This is a genomic window from Arhodomonas aquaeolei DSM 8974 (genome assembly GCF_000374645.1).
Lineage (GTDB): Bacteria > Pseudomonadota > Gammaproteobacteria > Nitrococcales > Nitrococcaceae > Arhodomonas > Arhodomonas aquaeolei.
On record NZ_KB894816.1, the window covers coordinates 34,024 to 47,610 of the forward strand.

Here is a 13,587-nt window from a genome sequence, read left to right on the forward strand (position 1 = left end):
CCACCGATCGCGGGGCGGGTCAGCCGTCCGGCCCGCGATCGCGGTGCGCCCGCAGGGCCTCGCACAGGGCCAGGAAGTCTTCCGGCGGCGCCACCGTCCACTCCATGGCGTCGCCGGTCTCCGGGTGACTGAGCGTCAGCCGCTCGGCATGCAGCGCCTGGCGGCGGAATCCGCGCAGCGCCGCGGTCACCGCCTCGTCCGCCCCCGGCGGCAGACGCATGCGGCCCCCGTAGACCGGATCCCCCACGATGGGATGGCGGATGTGGGCCATGTGCACACGGATCTGGTGGGTCCGCCCGCTCTCGAGCCGGCAGCGCAGCAGCGTGTGCGCCGGGAAACGCTCGGCGATACGGTAGTGCGTGACCGCCGCGCGACCGCCCTCGCGCACGGCCATGCGCGTGCGTTCGCGGGGATGACGCCCGATGGGCGCATCCACGTGACCGCCGGCGGTGAACACGCCGGCCACCACGGCCAGGTATTCCCGGCCCATCCGCCGCTCCTGGAGCTGTTCGACCAACGAGCGGTGGGCGGCGAGGCTGCGGGCAACGACCATCACCCCGGAGGTGTCGCGGTCGAGCCGGTGGACGATCCCGGAACGGGGCAGCGCGGCCAGCTCCGGGAAGTGGTGGAGCAGCGCGTTCTGCAGGGTACCGTCGTGGTTGCCGGCGCCGGGGTGGACGACGAGGCCGGCGGGCTTGGCGATGACGATCAGCGAGTCGTCCTGGTAGCGCACGTCCAGCGGCAGGGCCTGTCCGGTGACCGCGTCCGCCGCCTCCAGGGCCGCGTCGACCACAACACGCTCGCCGCCGGCGACGCTGTCCCGGGGCCGTGGCACCCGGCCGTCGACGGTGATCGCCCCGGACTTGAGCCACTTCTGCAGCCGGCTGCGGGAATAGTCGGGGAAGAGCTCCGCGAGGGCGCGGTCCAGCCGCCACCCCGCCAGCCCGGCGGGTATCTCGGCCTGTTCGTGTACCGTCTGCGTGCTCATCGTGATCGATTACCTGTCACCGTTGCGTGCCACCGCGTGCGGCCCACCGCGGCGCGGTGGATCATAGCGCGGCGGCACCCTAGAATAGCGTCTTTAGTCATTGCCTTGAGAGCACGCCATGAAGCGAGCCCTGTCCCTGCTGCTCACCGCGCTGATCCTCACCGCCTGTGCGAGCGGACCGGAGAAGCAGCCCGATCAGGACCTGTCCGCCGCCACGCTCTACCAGAACGCGCGGGCCGCCTGGCAGCGCGGCGACTACGACCTCGCCGCCAACCGTCTGGAGACGCTGGAGGCGCGCTACCCGTTCGGCACCTATGCGGAGCAGGCACAGCTCGACATCATCTACGTCTACCACAAGAACGAGGAGCCGGCCTCGGCGGTGTCCGCCGCGGAGCGGTTCATCCGGCTCAACCCGCGCCACCCGCGCGTGGACTACGCCTGGTATATGAAGGGTGTGGCCCAGCAGGAGCAGGGCCAGGGCTTCCTGGACGACCTGCTCAATATCGACCGCGCCGCGCGTGACCCGGAACCGCTGCGCAAGGCGTTCGACGCCTTCCGCACGCTCATCGAGCGCTATCCGGACAGCGACTACGTCGCCAATGCCCGCGATCGCATGCGTGCGATCCGCGACCAGCTCGCCGAGCACGAGATGCAGATCGCCTCGTTCTACGCCGACCGCAAGGCCTGGGTGGCGGCGGCAAACCGCGCCACGCATATCATCCGCGAGTACGAGGGGGCCCCGGCGGTGGCACCGGCACTCAGTCTGCTGGAACGGGTCTACGGCCGGCTGGAGATGCCGTCGCTGCGGCGTGACGTACGCCGCGTGCTCGAGCGCAACGGAATGAGCGCGGCGGACGCCTGAACCGGGCCCGCCGCGGCGGCGGTCAGATCGCCTGCTCGTCCTCCTCGCCGGTGCGGATGCGGATCACCCGCTCCACCGGCGTGACGAAGATCTTGCCGTCGCCGATCTTGCCCGTCTGCGCCGCCTGGTTGATGGCCTCCAGGCAACGCTCCACCTGGCCGTCGGCGACCACGATCTCCACGCGCATCTTGGGCAGGAAGTCCACCACGTACTCCGCGCCGCGATAGAGTTCGGTGTGGCCCTTCTGACGCCCGAAGCCCTTGACTTCCGTGACCGTCATCCCCGTTATGCCGATCTCCGAGAGCGCCTCGCGCACGTCGTCGAGCTTGAACGGCTTGATGATCGCTTCAACCTTCTTCATTGGGTGGCTCCTGAGTCGTCTCCCCGGTAAGCCGCGAGTTTACCCCCTGGCGGGCGGCGACCGAAAGCGCCGCCGGCGCCGAACGGGCCGGCGGGCGTGGCGGGACGCGCGTCCGCGCCGCTTTTTCGGTAGCATTGCCGCACACACAACAGGCCTGCAGACAGCACCGTTATGAGCGACCGTATCCGCCTCGTCATGGCCCAGCTGAACCTCCTGGTGGGGGACGTGCCGGGCAACACCGAGATCGTGGTCCGCGCCGCCGCCCGTGCCCGGGACGAGCTGGCCGCCGACGCGGTGATCTTCCCGGAGCTCACGCTCACGGGCTACCCGCCGGACGACCTGCTGCTGCGCAATGACTTCATCCGCGCGGTAGAACGGGGCATCGGGCGGCTGTGCGCCGAGGTGAATGGTGTCACCCTCGTGGTCGGCGCCCCCCGCCAGGACGGCGACGCGCTGTACAACAGCGCCTACGTCATTCGCGACGGGCGCGTGACCGACGTCTATGACAAGTACCACCTGCCGACCTACGGCGTATTCGATGACCGGCGCTACTTCGACGCCGGCGGCGCACCCTGCGTCGTCGATATCGACGGCTGCCGCCTCGGCGTCACCATCTGCGAGGACGCCTGGCACCCGGGACCGGTAACCCTGTCCGCGGAGACCGGCGCCGACGTCGTCGCCAACCTCAACGCCTCGCCGTTCGACCACAAGAAGTGGGCGGCGCGGGAGTCAGTGCTGCGCGAGCGCATCGGCGAGGCCGGCGTGCCCATCGTCTACTGCAACATGGCCGGCGGCCAGGACGAGGTCGTCTACGACGGCGGCTCCTGCGCCTTCGACGCCGACGGCGGACTCGCCGTGCGCGCCCCGCGCTTCGAGACCGGACTCTACCCGGTGGATCTCGCCCGCGGCGGCAGCGGCTGGCGCCCGGTGGACGGCGATATCTGCGAGGATGTCTCTGAAGAGGCCTGCGTCTACGACGCCCTGGTCTGGGGCGTGCGGGACTACGTCGAGAAGAACGGCTTTCCCGGGGTGTTAATCGGCCTCTCCGGCGGGATGGACTCCGCCCTGGTGGCGGCCATCGCCGTGGACGCCCTCGGCCCGGAACGCGTCGAGTGCGTGATGATGCCGAGCCGCTACACCTCCGACACCAGCCACACCGATGCCGCCGAGCTCGCCCGAAACCTCGGCGTGCACTACCACAGCATCGCCATCGAAGGGATCTTCGGCGCCTTCCTGGAGGCCCTGGCGCCGGTATTCGGCGACGCCCCGCCCGACGTCACCGAGGAGAACCTACAGTCCCGCAGCCGCGGCACACTGCTGATGGCGCTGTCCAACAAGTTCGGCCGACTGGTGCTTGCCACCGGCAACAAGAGCGAACTGGCGGTGGGCTACGCCACCCTCTACGGGGACATGGTCGGCGGCTTCGCACCGCTGAAGGATGTGTTCAAGACCGAGGCCTACCGGCTCGCCGCCTACCGCAACGAGCGCTCGGCGGTGATCCCGCAGAATATCTTCGCCAAGGCACCGACCGCCGAGCTGCGCGCGGGCCAGCGCGACTCCGACAGCCTGCCGGAGTACCCGGAGCTCGACAGCATCCTCGCCGCCTACGTCGAGGAGGACGCCGGCATCGACGAGATCGTTGCCGCGGGCCACGACGAGACCACGGTCCGTCGGGTCGTACGCATGCTCCATGGCAACGAGTACAAGCGCCGCCAGGCGCCGCCGGGGGTGAAGATCACCACCAAGGCCTTCGGCCGGGACCGCCGTTACCCGATCACGTCGGGATTCTCGCGGATCGACGCACCCCGGCGCTGACCCGGGCGGCCGGTGTGGGCGCGCGGTGCGCGCTCACACGTTGAAGCGGAAGTGGCAGATGTCGCCTTCCTGGAGGACGTACTCCTTGCCCTCCAGGCGCAGGCGCCCCGCCTCCTTCGCCCCCTGCTCGCCGTTGCAGGCGATGAAATCGTCGTAGGCGATGACCTCGGCCCGGATGAAGCCGCGCTCGAAGTCGGTATGGATCCGCCCGGCCCCCTGGGGCGCGGTCGCACCGATCGCCACCGTCCAGGCACGCACCTCCTTGGGTCCGGCGGTGAAGAAGGTCTGCAGCCCGAGCAGCCCGTAGCCGGCCCGGATCACCCGGTTCAGGCCCGGCTCCTCGAGGCCGTACTCGGCGAGGAAGTCCGCCTTGTCATCGTCGTCGAGCACCGCGAGCTCCGCCTCGATGGCCGCGCAGACGGTCACCACGCCGGCACCCTCGGCCTCGGCATAGGCACGCAGCGCGTCCAGGTGCGGGTTGTCAGCGAAGCCGTCCTCGGCGACGTTGGCCACATAGAGCACCGGCTTGGCGGTGAGCAGGTGCAGCTCGCCGAGCAGCGGGCGGACATGCTCCGCGAAGCTCAGGGCGCGCACCGGCGTGCCCTCGTCCAGGGCGGCGTGGATGCGCTTGAGCTCGTCACGGTAGGCGATGGCCGTCTTGTCGTTGGACTTGGCCTGGCGCTCGTAGCGCTGCAGCGCCTTCGCCACCGTCTCCAGGTCCGCGAGCGCGAGCTCGGTGTTGATGGTCTCCACGTCCGACACCGGGTCCACCCGGCCCTCGACGTGGTGGACGTCGCCGCTGTCGAAGCAGCGCACCACGTGGGCGATGGCATCGGTCTCGCGGATGTTGGCCAGGAACTGGTTGCCCAGCCCCTCGCCCTTGGACGCCCCGGCGACGAGCCCGGCGATGTCGACGAACTCCATGGTCGTCGGGATCACCTTCTCCGGCTGCACGATCGCCGCGATGCGCTCCAGGCGCGGATCCGGCACGGGCACGATGCCCACGTTCGGATCGATGGTGCAGAAGGGGTAGTTCTCGGCGGGGATCTCGTTGCGCGTGAGCGCGTTGAACAGGGTCGACTTGCCGACGTTGGGCAGGCCGACGATGCCGCATTTGAAACCCATCTCGACTGTGCTCCCGGAATAGGCTGAATGGGACGGGCCGTCGCCCTCAGGCGGCGGTGTGCAGACGCTGGAAGGCGCGGTCCCAGTCGCCGGCGAGCAGCCACGGCAGCACCGAGGCCGCGTCGTCGATGGCCCCGTCGATGGCCGCCTGCTCGTCGCGCCCGGCGTTGGAGAGGACGTAGGGGATCACCTGGTCGGCGCTGCCCGGGTGACCGACACCCAGACGCAGGCGGGCGAAGTCGCGCGCCCCCAGGGCCTTGATGATGTCCCGCAGGCCGTTGTGGCCGCCGTGACCGCCATCGCGCTTGAGCCGGACAGTGCCCGGCGGCAGGTCGATCTCGTCGTGGGCGACGAGCATCGACGCGGCGTCGATGTCGTAGAACCGGGCCAGGGCCTGAACGGCACGGCCGCTGTGATTCATGTACGTGGTGGGCTTGAGCAGGTGCACGTCGACGCCATCGACGAACACGCGCGCGTGCTCGCCGTGGAACCGGCGCGCGGCACGGAGCTGCCCGCCGTGGCGGCGGGCCAGCTCGTCGACAAACCAGAAGCCGGCGTTATGGCGGGTACGCTCGTAGCGCGGGCCGGGATTGCCCAGCCCGACGATGCACCGGATTCGCGCGGCGCCACCCCCCATGAACCGACCTCCGCTGCCGCGGAAGGGCGCGAGGAACGATCAGTCCTCGCCGCCCTCCTCTTCGCCGCCCTCGGCCTCGGCGGACGGCTGCTCGCCGCCCTCCGCCTCCTCGGCGGCCTCCTCGTCCTCTTCCTTCGCCTTGCGCGGCGCATGGATGCTGACCACCGCCGGGTCGTGCTCGGCGTCCTCACCCAGTGCCGGCAGGGTCACGCCCTTGGGCACGCTGACCTCGGAGAGGTGCATGGCGCTGTCGAGCTCGAGGTCCTGGACGTCCACCTCGATGAACTCCGGCAGGTCGCGCGGGTAGCACTCCACCTCGACCTCGATCAGGTCGTGATGGATGACACCGCCGCCCTGCTTCACGCCCTTCGCCGTCTCCTCGTTGAGGAAGTGCAGCGGCACGTGGGTGCGCAGCTTCTCGTTGGCCTTCACACGCATGAAGTCCAGGTGGCTGACCAGCGGCTTGAAGGGGTGGCGCTGCAGGTCCTTGAGGATGACCTGCTCGGACTTGCCGTCCACCGCCAGATCGATGATCTGGGAGAAGAAGGCCTCCTCGCGCATCAGGCGACCGACCTGCTGCTCGCTGACCGTGATGGCCTGCGCGCCCTTGCCGGCGCCGTAGACAATAGCCGGCAGCCGCTTCTCACGGCGCAGGCGGCGGCTCGCACCTCTGCCCTGCTCCGTGCGAACGCTGGCATCCAGCTTCAGTTCGACACTGCTCATGGGTGTATTACTCCTGGGTTATGAATGAACCGCCCCTTCGGGCGGCCGCCTCCCCCGCGACCAGGTTCGGCGTGGTTACTCGACGAACAGCTCGCTCACCGACTCGTCGTTGTTCACCCGGCGCATCGTCTCGGCGAGCATCTCGGCGAGGGTCAGCGCACGGATCTTCCCGGAGGCCTCGCCGGCCTCGGACAGCGGGATGCTGTCGGTGACGACCAGCTCGTCGAGATGGGACTCGTTGATGCGGTCGATCGCGGGCCCGGAGAGCACCGCGTGGGTGATGTAGGCCACCACCTTGCCGGCGCCCTTGTCCTTGAGGGCCTTGGCGGCCTCGCACAGGGTGCCGGCGGTGTCGACGATGTCGTCGACGATAATGCAGGTCTTGTCGCTGACGTCGCCGATGATGTTCATCACCTTGGACTCGTTCGCCCGCGGCCGCCGCTTGTCGATGATCGCCAGCTCCGCGTCGTCCAGCCGCTTGGCGATGGCGCGGGCGCGGACCACGCCGCCGACGTCCGGCGAGACCACGATCTTGTTCGGGTGGACCTGGCGCCAGATGTCGCCGAGCAGAACCGGCGAGGCGTAGACGTTGTCCACCGGAACGTTGAAGAACCCCTGGATCTGATCGGCGTGGAGATCCACGGTGACCACGCGGTTGATGCCCGCCGCCGAGATCATGTCCGCGGCGAGCTTGGCGGTTATCGGCACGCGCTGGGAGCGCGGGCGCCGGTCCTGCCGCGCATAGCCGTAATAGGGGATCACCGCCGTGATCCGCGCCGCCGAGGAGCGCCGCAACGCGTCGGCGATGACCAGCAGCTCCATGAGGTTGTCATTGGTGGGGGCGCAGGTCGGCTGGACGATGAACACGTCGCGGCCGCGCACGTGCTCGTTGATCTCCACCTGCACCTCGCCATCGCTGAAGCGCGAGACCAGGGCATTGCCGAGTCGGGTCTTGAGATGGGCGGCAACGGCGTTGGCGAGTTGCGGGTTGGCGTTGCCCGCAAACACCATCATGCGTCCGTTTTCAATCACGACGGTCTACCTGTCGATTGCAGCGGCGAGGATGGAAAATGGCTGGGGCGGCAGGATTCGAACCTGCGAATGCGGGGATCAAAACCCCGTGCCTTACCGCTTGGCCACGCCCCAGTAGTCCGCAGGGTCACCGGCACGCACCGCGTCCCACCGCGCGACGAGCGGCGAACGGTTCAAGCCCCGGGCGACATAGCCGCGCCAGTGCGGCGGCACCCGCGCGCACACGCTCCGCGCCTCGTCCTCGCGGGCGAAAGGCGCGAAAACGCACCCGCCTGTCCCGCTGAGGCGGGCGCCGGCGAACCGGCCGAGCCAGTCGAGTGCCTCGCCGACCGCCGGGTAACGTTCGCGAACGACCGCTTCGCAGTCATTGCCGAGTGACCCAGTGTCAAGGCGCGGTATTCTGATACGAGGCGTATGGCGTGTCAATTTCGGCGCACCGAATACCTCCGCGGTGGAGACACTTACGGCCGGGTCGATGATCACGAACCAGGGCTCGTCCGGCGCCATCGGGGTGAGGGTCTCGCCCACCCCCTCCGCCCAGGCCGCATGGCCGTGGACGAACACCGGCACGTCCGCCCCCAGTGTTAGCCCGATCGCGGCCAGTGCCACCGTGTCGAGCCCGGTCCCCCAGAGCTCGTTGAGCGCGACCAGCGTCGTCGCCGCGTCCGAACTGCCACCGCCGAGCCCGCCGCCGGCGGGCAGATGCTTGTCCACGCGGATATGGCAGCCAAGGGGGCAGCCGGTCGCCTGCTGCAGCGCCCTTGCCGCCCGCACCACCAGGTCCGCCTCCGCGGCGAGCCCCGGCGGGCCGCCTTCGCGGGTGACCCCGCCGGCCGCGTTCACGGTGAATGCGAGCTCGTCGGCGAGATCGAGAAACTGAAACAGCGTCTCCAGCTCGTGGTAGCCGTCCGCGCGCCGGCCGACGATGTGCAGGAAGCGGTTGATCTTGGCCGGGGCCGGCCAGCCAGCAGATACTTCCGCCGCAGCGGCGGTCACGACGACGGTCCCGCGCGCCACTCCCGCACCGCCAGGCGCACGCTGACGTCGCCCCGCTCCACCGACAGCCGGTGGGGCAGCCAGTAGCCGTCCACGCGCCGGAACTCGTCATAGGTCACGTGCCAGCCGTCCTGCACAAGGCTCACCGGGCGGTCGTCATCGTCGAGGCGCACCCGGCCGCCGAGCTCCGGGACGGCCCGCGCCCGCACCCACCAGCGCAGGTAAGAGACCGGCAGGTCGTAGCCCGTCTCCGCGCGGAGCAGGGCCCGCGCGGAGCCCGCACGGCGCACGCGGCCGTCGCTGGTACGCAGGGTGATGCCGCCGGCATCCCCCTCCAGGCGCACCGCACCGGAGCCGATGGGGCCGTTGAGCGTGAGCCGGTAGCGATCCCCGCCGCTCTCCCAGAACACCGAGACGGTGCCACCGTCGTCACCGGCATGCAGAGCGGCCCGGCCGGTCAGCCGCCAGGCCTCCGGGGCGGGGGCGGGCTGCCAGTCCGCCACCGGCAGGGTCACTCGGCCGTCGCCCGGCGTCGGCGGGGCGACGCTGCAACCGGCGAGCACCGCCGTCAGCACCGCGGCGGCAAACGCACGCAGGAACCGCACCGCCGTCATGGCTGGAAGCGCTCCACGGTGCTGCGCAGCACCTCGTGGTCCGGATAGGCCTCGAGCGCCTCCCGCCAGACGCGCCGCGCCTCGTCCTTGCGGCCGAGCTGCCAGAGCACCTCGCCCAGGTGGGCGGCGATCTCCGGATCGCCGCCGGAGAGCGACTCGGCCCGGCGCAGGTAATCCAGGGCCTGTTCGAGGCGCCCCTGGCGGTAGGCCACCCAGCCCATGCTGTCCACCACCGCCGGATCGTCCGGGGAGAGCTGGTAGGCGCGGGAGACCAGCGAGGCGGCACGGTCGAGGTCGCGGTTGCCGTCGGCCAGGGTATAGCCCAGCGCGTTCAGCGCCGCGGCATTCTGCGGATCCGCATCGATGACCGCTTCCAGGTCCGTGATGGCCTGTTCGAGGCTGCCGGCCTGAATCCGCGCCATGGCACGGGCATAACGCAGATCGGCGTCACCGGGGTGTGCCTGCAGGGCCTCGTCGAGCACCGACAGCGCCTCGGCCTGGCGCCCCGAGCGCCGCAGCAGCTCGGCCTCGGTGGCATACGCCTGCACCGCGGCATCGGAGTTGTCGTCCCGCAGCGTGCGCAGCCGCTGGCGCGCGGCGTCGATCCGGCCGTCCGCGGCCAGAGCCGTCGCCTCGGCCAGGGCGGCATCCACGGCGTACTCGCCGCCGGCCCGGCGCAGGTACTCCACCGCCTGACCGGCATCCCCCTCGTCCAGCGCGAGCCGGCCGAGATAGTAGTTGGCCGCGTCGGTGCGGGTCTCGATCGCAAGCAGGCGCTTGAGCCAGCGCCGCGCCTGATCGTGATGGCCGGACTGAAGCGCCAGCAGCGCACCGGATAGCAGGATACGGTCGTCGTCGGGCTGGCGCTCCAGCAGCGCGTGGAACTGGCCGAGGGCGTCACCGGAACGGCCGGCGGCGGCCAGCGCCCGGGCGTACTCCAGCCGCAGCTCGTAATCACCGGGGGAATCGGCCACCATGCCATCCAGCCGCTTCAGCGCCTCGCCCGCACGGCCGCTGCGCCGCAGCGCCTCCACCTCGACAAGGGCTGCGGCCCGCCAGCCGGGCCGCAGCTGCAGCGCCGCGCGCGCAGACTGCAGGGCCAACCGGGCACGACCCGTGGACAGCGCCACGCGGGCGGCCATCAACTGCGCGGCCGCGCTCTCGGGGAAATGCCCGGCCAGCCCCCGGGCGACCGCCATGGCCGCGTTCGCGTCGCCTTCCTGGGCAAGGGCCGCCCCCAGGCGCGAGAGCGCCTGGTCCCGCGTGTCCCCGTCACCGGGGAGGTACGCGAGGAAGGACTCCGTCGCGGCCTCCGGATCCCCTTCCCGCAGGGCGACGACAGCGAGGATGCGGTGGGGCTCCCGGGCGGCTGGCGCCAGCGCGAGCCAGCGCCGCGCGGCAGTCCGGGCGAGATCGAAACGCTCGGCGTACAGCGCCACCCGGGCCGCCCGCTGGGCGACCGCCGGGTCGTCGGTAAGCGCCATCGCGTCACCGTAGGCCTGCGCCGCCTGGTCGAACGCACCCCGGTTGCCCGCGAACTCGCCCACCAGCAGCTGGTAGATGAGTTCCTGGTGGGGATCGCTCGCCGCGGCGTCCTCCGCCACCGGCGACGGCCCCGGCTCCGCGGCCTCACGGTTCGTCGCACAACCGGCGATGACGGCCGCCAGCGCGACCAGGAAGATGAATCGTGGCATGCGCTCCTCGCTGTTTCCCTGACGCCACCCGCGCCCCAGTGTACTGCCTTCCCGCCCGCAGGCACGAGCACATCCTTGCCGGGGAGCATACCGCGGCGGTGGTTTGTATCAGCGCAGGAGTGCTCTACAATTCGGCTTTCCGCACTCCGCCCGGTTGCACATGCCTGTTGTCACCCTCGGACTGAGCCACAAGACCGCGCCGATCGAGGTCCGCGAGCGCGTCGTATTCGAGCCGGAACGCCTGGGCGGAGCACTGCGCGAGCTCACCGGGCAGCCCGGCATCGAGGAAGCGGTGCTGCTGTCGACGTGCAACCGCACGGAGCTCTACACCGTCCTGGACGGCGACTGCGGGCCCGAGACGCTGCGCCGCTGGCTGGAACGCGCCCACGGCCTGGAGACGGACTGGCTCGCCGAGCACACCTACGTCCACCGCGGCGAGGCGGCGGTCACCCATCTCATGAACGTCGCCGCCGGTCTCGATTCGCTGGTCATCGGCGAGCCCCAGATCCTCGGCCAGACCAAGGTTGCCTGGCAGTCCGCGGCGGACGCCGGGGTGGTCGGACCGACCCTCGACCGGCTGTTCACGCACGCCTTCTCCGTGGCCAAGCAGGTGCGCACGGAGACCGAAATCGGGGCGCACCCGGTATCCGTGGCCTTCGCGGCGGTCAGCCTGGCGCGCCAGATCTTCGGCGACCTGGAACGTCAGACCGCGCTGCTCATCGGCGCCGGCGAGACCATCGAGCTCACCGCTCGCCACCTGCGCGAGCAGGGCATCGGCGGCCTCGTTATTGCCAATCGCAGCCCGGAACGCGCCGAGCAGCTCGCCGAGGAGCTCGGCGGCGAGGGCATCGGGCTCAGCGAGATCCCCCACCGGCTCCACAGCACCGATATCGTGGTGGCCTCCACCGCCGCGACCCTGCCCATCCTGGGCAAGGGCAGCGTGGAGAGCGCGCTCAAGCGCCGGCGCCACCGTCCGATCTTCATGGTCGACATCGCGGTGCCGCGGGACATCGAGGCCGAGGTGGGCGAGCTGCCGGACGTCTATCTCTACACCGTGGACGACCTGCGCGAGGTCATCGAGGACAACCTGCGCTCACGCCAGGCGGCGGCAGAGCAGGCGCAGACCATCGTCACCGTGCAGACCGAACGCTTCATGGAATGGCTGCGCGGACTCGACGCCGTTTCGGCGATACGGGCGCTGCGCCGGCGCGCCCACCAGGACCGGGAGGCGGTGCTCAACCGCGCCCGGCGGCGCCTGCAACGCGGCGACGATGCGGACGACGTGCTCGAATACCTCGCCCACACGCTGACCAACAAACTCCTCCACAGCCCGACCATCGGTCTGCGCCAGGCCGCCCGCCAGGGCGACGGCGCCACCCTGAGCGCGGCGCGGCGGGTGCTGGGACTGGACGACGACGAGGGCGACACGAAGTGAAGGACTCCCTGCAACGCAAGCTCGACCAGCTCGCCGAGCGTCACCAGGAGATAGAGGCCCTGCTCGCGGACCCGGAGGTCATCGGCGACCAGCGCCGCTTCACCGGCCTGTCCCGGGAGTACGCGCAGCTCGAACCCCTGGTCCGCACGCTCAACGCCTATCGCCGCACCCAGGCCGACCTCCGCGCCGCCGAAGAGATGCGCGAAGAGGACGACAGCGAGATGCGGGCCATGGCGGAGGACGAGATCGCCGGGCTCGGCGAGCGCCTGGCGTCGCTGGAGGGCGAGCTGGAGGTGCTCATGCTCCCCCGCGACCCCAATGACGACAAGGACATCTACCTGGAGATCCGCGCGGGCACGGGCGGCGACGAGGCCGCGCTGTTCGCCGGCGACCTCTTCCGGATGTACTCGCGTTACGCCGAGCACCAGGGCTGGCGGGTGGAAATCGTCTCCGACAGCCCCGGCGAGCACGGCGGCTACAAGGAGCTCATCGCCCGGGTCAGCGGGGAGAGCGTGTACTCGCGGCTGAAATTCGAGTCCGGCGCCCACCGCGTCCAGCGCGTACCCGAGACGGAGTCCCAGGGACGGATCCACACCTCGGCGTGTACGGTGGCGGTCCTGCCGGAGGCGGACGAGATCGAGGAGATCGAGATCAATCCCGCCGACCTCAAGGTGGACACCTTCCGTGCCTCCGGTGCCGGTGGTCAGCACGTGAACAAGACCGACTCCGCCGTGCGCATGACCCACCTGCCCACGGGAATCGTGGTGGAGTGCCAGGACGAGCGCTCCCAGCACAAGAACCGCGCCAAGGCGCTGAGCCTCATCCAGGCGAAGATCATGGCCCGGGAACGCGACGCACAGGTCTCCGAACAGACCCAGGCCCGGCGGCAGCTCGTGGGCAGCGGCGACCGCTCCGAGCGCATCCGCACCTACAACTTCCCCCAGGGCCGGGTGACCGACCACCGCATCAACCTCACGCTCTACAAGCTCGAGGAGATCATGGCCGGCAACCTGGACCCGGTGATAGGCCCGCTGATGCGCGAGCACCAGGCGGACCAGCTCGCGGCGATGGCCGACGAGGCGCTGTAACCCTTCCCACGTCCCGGCGCGCGACAGACCGTGGCCCCCTGAGCCACCCGGTCCGCACCCGTGGCCGCACCGTCTTCACGGCGGAGGGGCCGGGGAGCGGGAGCGCCCGGGCACGTGGATCGTGCGCCGAAAAGGCGTGCGACCTGCGCGGGGAACGTTTCGACCGTGGACCGGCTGCGCCAGACCACCGGCGATCGCCGGTCCGCAACCGCCCCCT

13 protein-coding genes and 1 tRNA gene are annotated in these 13,587 nt (G+C 70.5%); 4 read left to right on the plus strand and 10 right to left on the minus strand.

Annotated features, from left to right (window positions below; genetic code table 11):
• Positions 1 to 19 precede the first annotated feature (19 nt).
• Entirely contained in the window at positions 20 to 988 is a 969-nt protein-coding gene (gene rluD / locus C516_RS0114830) for a 23S rRNA pseudouridine(1911/1915/1917) synthase RluD (protein ID WP_018719199.1), read from the minus strand.
• 118 nt (positions 989 to 1,106) lie between these two features.
• Here rluD and C516_RS0114835 point away from each other — a divergent pair, with 118 nt between their 5' ends.
• Positions 1,107 to 1,850: an outer membrane protein assembly factor BamD gene (locus C516_RS0114835; RefSeq protein ID WP_018719200.1), complete on the plus strand. Its 744-nt coding sequence runs from the start codon at positions 1,107 to 1,109 to the stop codon at positions 1,848 to 1,850.
• Between the two features lie 22 nt (positions 1,851 to 1,872).
• On the opposite strand, the gene glnB is transcribed toward C516_RS0114835, so the two are convergent.
• Positions 1,873 to 2,211, minus strand: coding sequence for a nitrogen regulatory protein P-II (glnB, locus tag C516_RS0114840; RefSeq protein WP_018719201.1), 339 nt, complete (start codon positions 2,209 to 2,211; stop codon positions 1,873 to 1,875).
• A gap of 171 nt (positions 2,212 to 2,382) precedes the next feature.
• On the opposite strand from glnB, the gene C516_RS0114845 reads away from it, so the two are divergent.
• Positions 2,383 to 4,026 carry an NAD+ synthase gene (locus tag C516_RS0114845; RefSeq protein WP_018719202.1) on the plus strand — a complete coding sequence of 548 codons (1,644 nt, stop codon included), beginning with the start codon at positions 2,383 to 2,385 and terminating at the stop codon, positions 4,024 to 4,026.
• 33 nt (positions 4,027 to 4,059) lie between these two features.
• Here the strand turns inward: C516_RS0114845 and ychF are convergent, their stop codons facing one another.
• The 8 genes from ychF to C516_RS19715 all read right to left on the minus strand — a co-directional run bounded on the left by ychF (position 4,060) and on the right by C516_RS19715 (position 10,847).
• Complete coding sequence (gene ychF / locus C516_RS0114850) at positions 4,060 to 5,151, minus strand: redox-regulated ATPase YchF (RefSeq protein WP_018719203.1); 1,092 nt, start codon at positions 5,149 to 5,151, stop codon at positions 4,060 to 4,062.
• A 46-nt stretch (positions 5,152 to 5,197) separates the two neighbouring features.
• Positions 5,198 to 5,788, minus strand: a complete 591-nt coding sequence (pth, locus tag C516_RS0114855) for an aminoacyl-tRNA hydrolase (RefSeq protein ID WP_018719204.1) — start codon at positions 5,786 to 5,788, stop codon at positions 5,198 to 5,200.
• 39 nt (positions 5,789 to 5,827) lie between these two features.
• On the minus strand, positions 5,828 to 6,511 hold the full coding sequence (locus tag C516_RS0114860) for a 50S ribosomal protein L25/general stress protein Ctc (protein WP_018719205.1): 684 nt from the start codon (positions 6,509 to 6,511) through the stop codon (positions 5,828 to 5,830).
• A gap of 75 nt (positions 6,512 to 6,586) precedes the next feature.
• A complete protein-coding gene (locus C516_RS0114865; protein WP_026321216.1) occupies positions 6,587 to 7,525 on the minus strand; it encodes a ribose-phosphate diphosphokinase in 939 nt (312 codons plus the stop codon).
• 57 nt (positions 7,526 to 7,582) lie between these two features.
• Positions 7,583 to 7,657, minus strand: a tRNA-Gln gene (locus tag C516_RS0114870).
• The gene (gene ispE, locus C516_RS20615) at positions 7,637 to 8,539 is read right to left on the minus strand and encodes a 4-(cytidine 5'-diphospho)-2-C-methyl-D-erythritol kinase (RefSeq protein ID WP_051088252.1); all 903 of its coding nucleotides are present in this window, start codon (positions 8,537 to 8,539) and stop codon (positions 7,637 to 7,639) included. Before ispE ends, C516_RS0114870 begins: the two co-directional genes overlap by 21 nt.
• The gene (gene lolB, locus C516_RS0114880; RefSeq protein WP_018719207.1) at positions 8,536 to 9,153 is read right to left on the minus strand and encodes a lipoprotein insertase outer membrane protein LolB; all 618 of its coding nucleotides are present in this window, start codon (positions 9,151 to 9,153) and stop codon (positions 8,536 to 8,538) included. Before lolB ends, ispE begins: the two co-directional genes overlap by 4 nt.
• Positions 9,150 to 10,847 (minus strand): tetratricopeptide repeat protein, encoded by a 1,698-nt coding sequence (locus tag C516_RS19715; RefSeq protein ID WP_018719208.1) that lies wholly within the window; start codon positions 10,845 to 10,847, stop codon positions 9,150 to 9,152. The genes lolB and C516_RS19715 overlap by 4 nt, the downstream gene beginning before the upstream one ends.
• Before the next feature lie 160 nt (positions 10,848 to 11,007).
• Between C516_RS19715 and hemA the strand changes: the two genes are divergently transcribed.
• Positions 11,008 to 12,282, plus strand: a complete 1,275-nt coding sequence (hemA, locus tag C516_RS0114890) for a glutamyl-tRNA reductase (RefSeq protein WP_040409614.1) — start codon at positions 11,008 to 11,010, stop codon at positions 12,280 to 12,282.
• Positions 12,279 to 13,370: a peptide chain release factor 1 gene (prfA, locus tag C516_RS0114895; protein ID WP_018719210.1), complete on the plus strand. Its 1,092-nt coding sequence runs from the start codon at positions 12,279 to 12,281 to the stop codon at positions 13,368 to 13,370. Before hemA ends, prfA begins: the two co-directional genes overlap by 4 nt.
• The last annotated feature ends 217 nt before the right edge of the window (positions 13,371 to 13,587 follow it).

Coding starts and splice junctions, on each gene's coding strand:
- hemA (WP_040409614.1), top strand. CDS start 11,008: ATGCCTGTTGTCACCCTCGGACTGAGCCACAAGACCGCGCCGATCGAG.
- C516_RS0114835 (WP_018719200.1), top strand. CDS start 1,107: ATGAAGCGAGCCCTGTCCCTGCTGCTCACCGCGCTGATCCTCACCGCC.
- C516_RS19715 (WP_018719208.1), bottom strand. CDS start 10,847: ATGCCACGATTCATCTTCCTGGTCGCGCTGGCGGCCGTCATCGCCGGT.
- pth (WP_018719204.1), bottom strand. CDS start 5,788: ATGGGGGGTGGCGCCGCGCGAATCCGGTGCATCGTCGGGCTGGGCAAT.
- C516_RS0114865 (WP_026321216.1), bottom strand. CDS start 7,525: ATGATGGTGTTTGCGGGCAACGCCAACCCGCAACTCGCCAACGCCGTT.
- ychF (WP_018719203.1), bottom strand. CDS start 5,151: ATGGGTTTCAAATGCGGCATCGTCGGCCTGCCCAACGTCGGCAAGTCG.
- rluD (WP_018719199.1), bottom strand. CDS start 988: ATGAGCACGCAGACGGTACACGAACAGGCCGAGATACCCGCCGGGCTG.
- C516_RS0114845 (WP_018719202.1), top strand. CDS start 2,383: ATGAGCGACCGTATCCGCCTCGTCATGGCCCAGCTGAACCTCCTGGTG.
- lolB (WP_018719207.1), bottom strand. CDS start 9,153: ATGACGGCGGTGCGGTTCCTGCGTGCGTTTGCCGCCGCGGTGCTGACG.
- C516_RS0114860 (WP_018719205.1), bottom strand. CDS start 6,511: ATGAGCAGTGTCGAACTGAAGCTGGATGCCAGCGTTCGCACGGAGCAG.
- glnB (WP_018719201.1), bottom strand. CDS start 2,211: ATGAAGAAGGTTGAAGCGATCATCAAGCCGTTCAAGCTCGACGACGTG.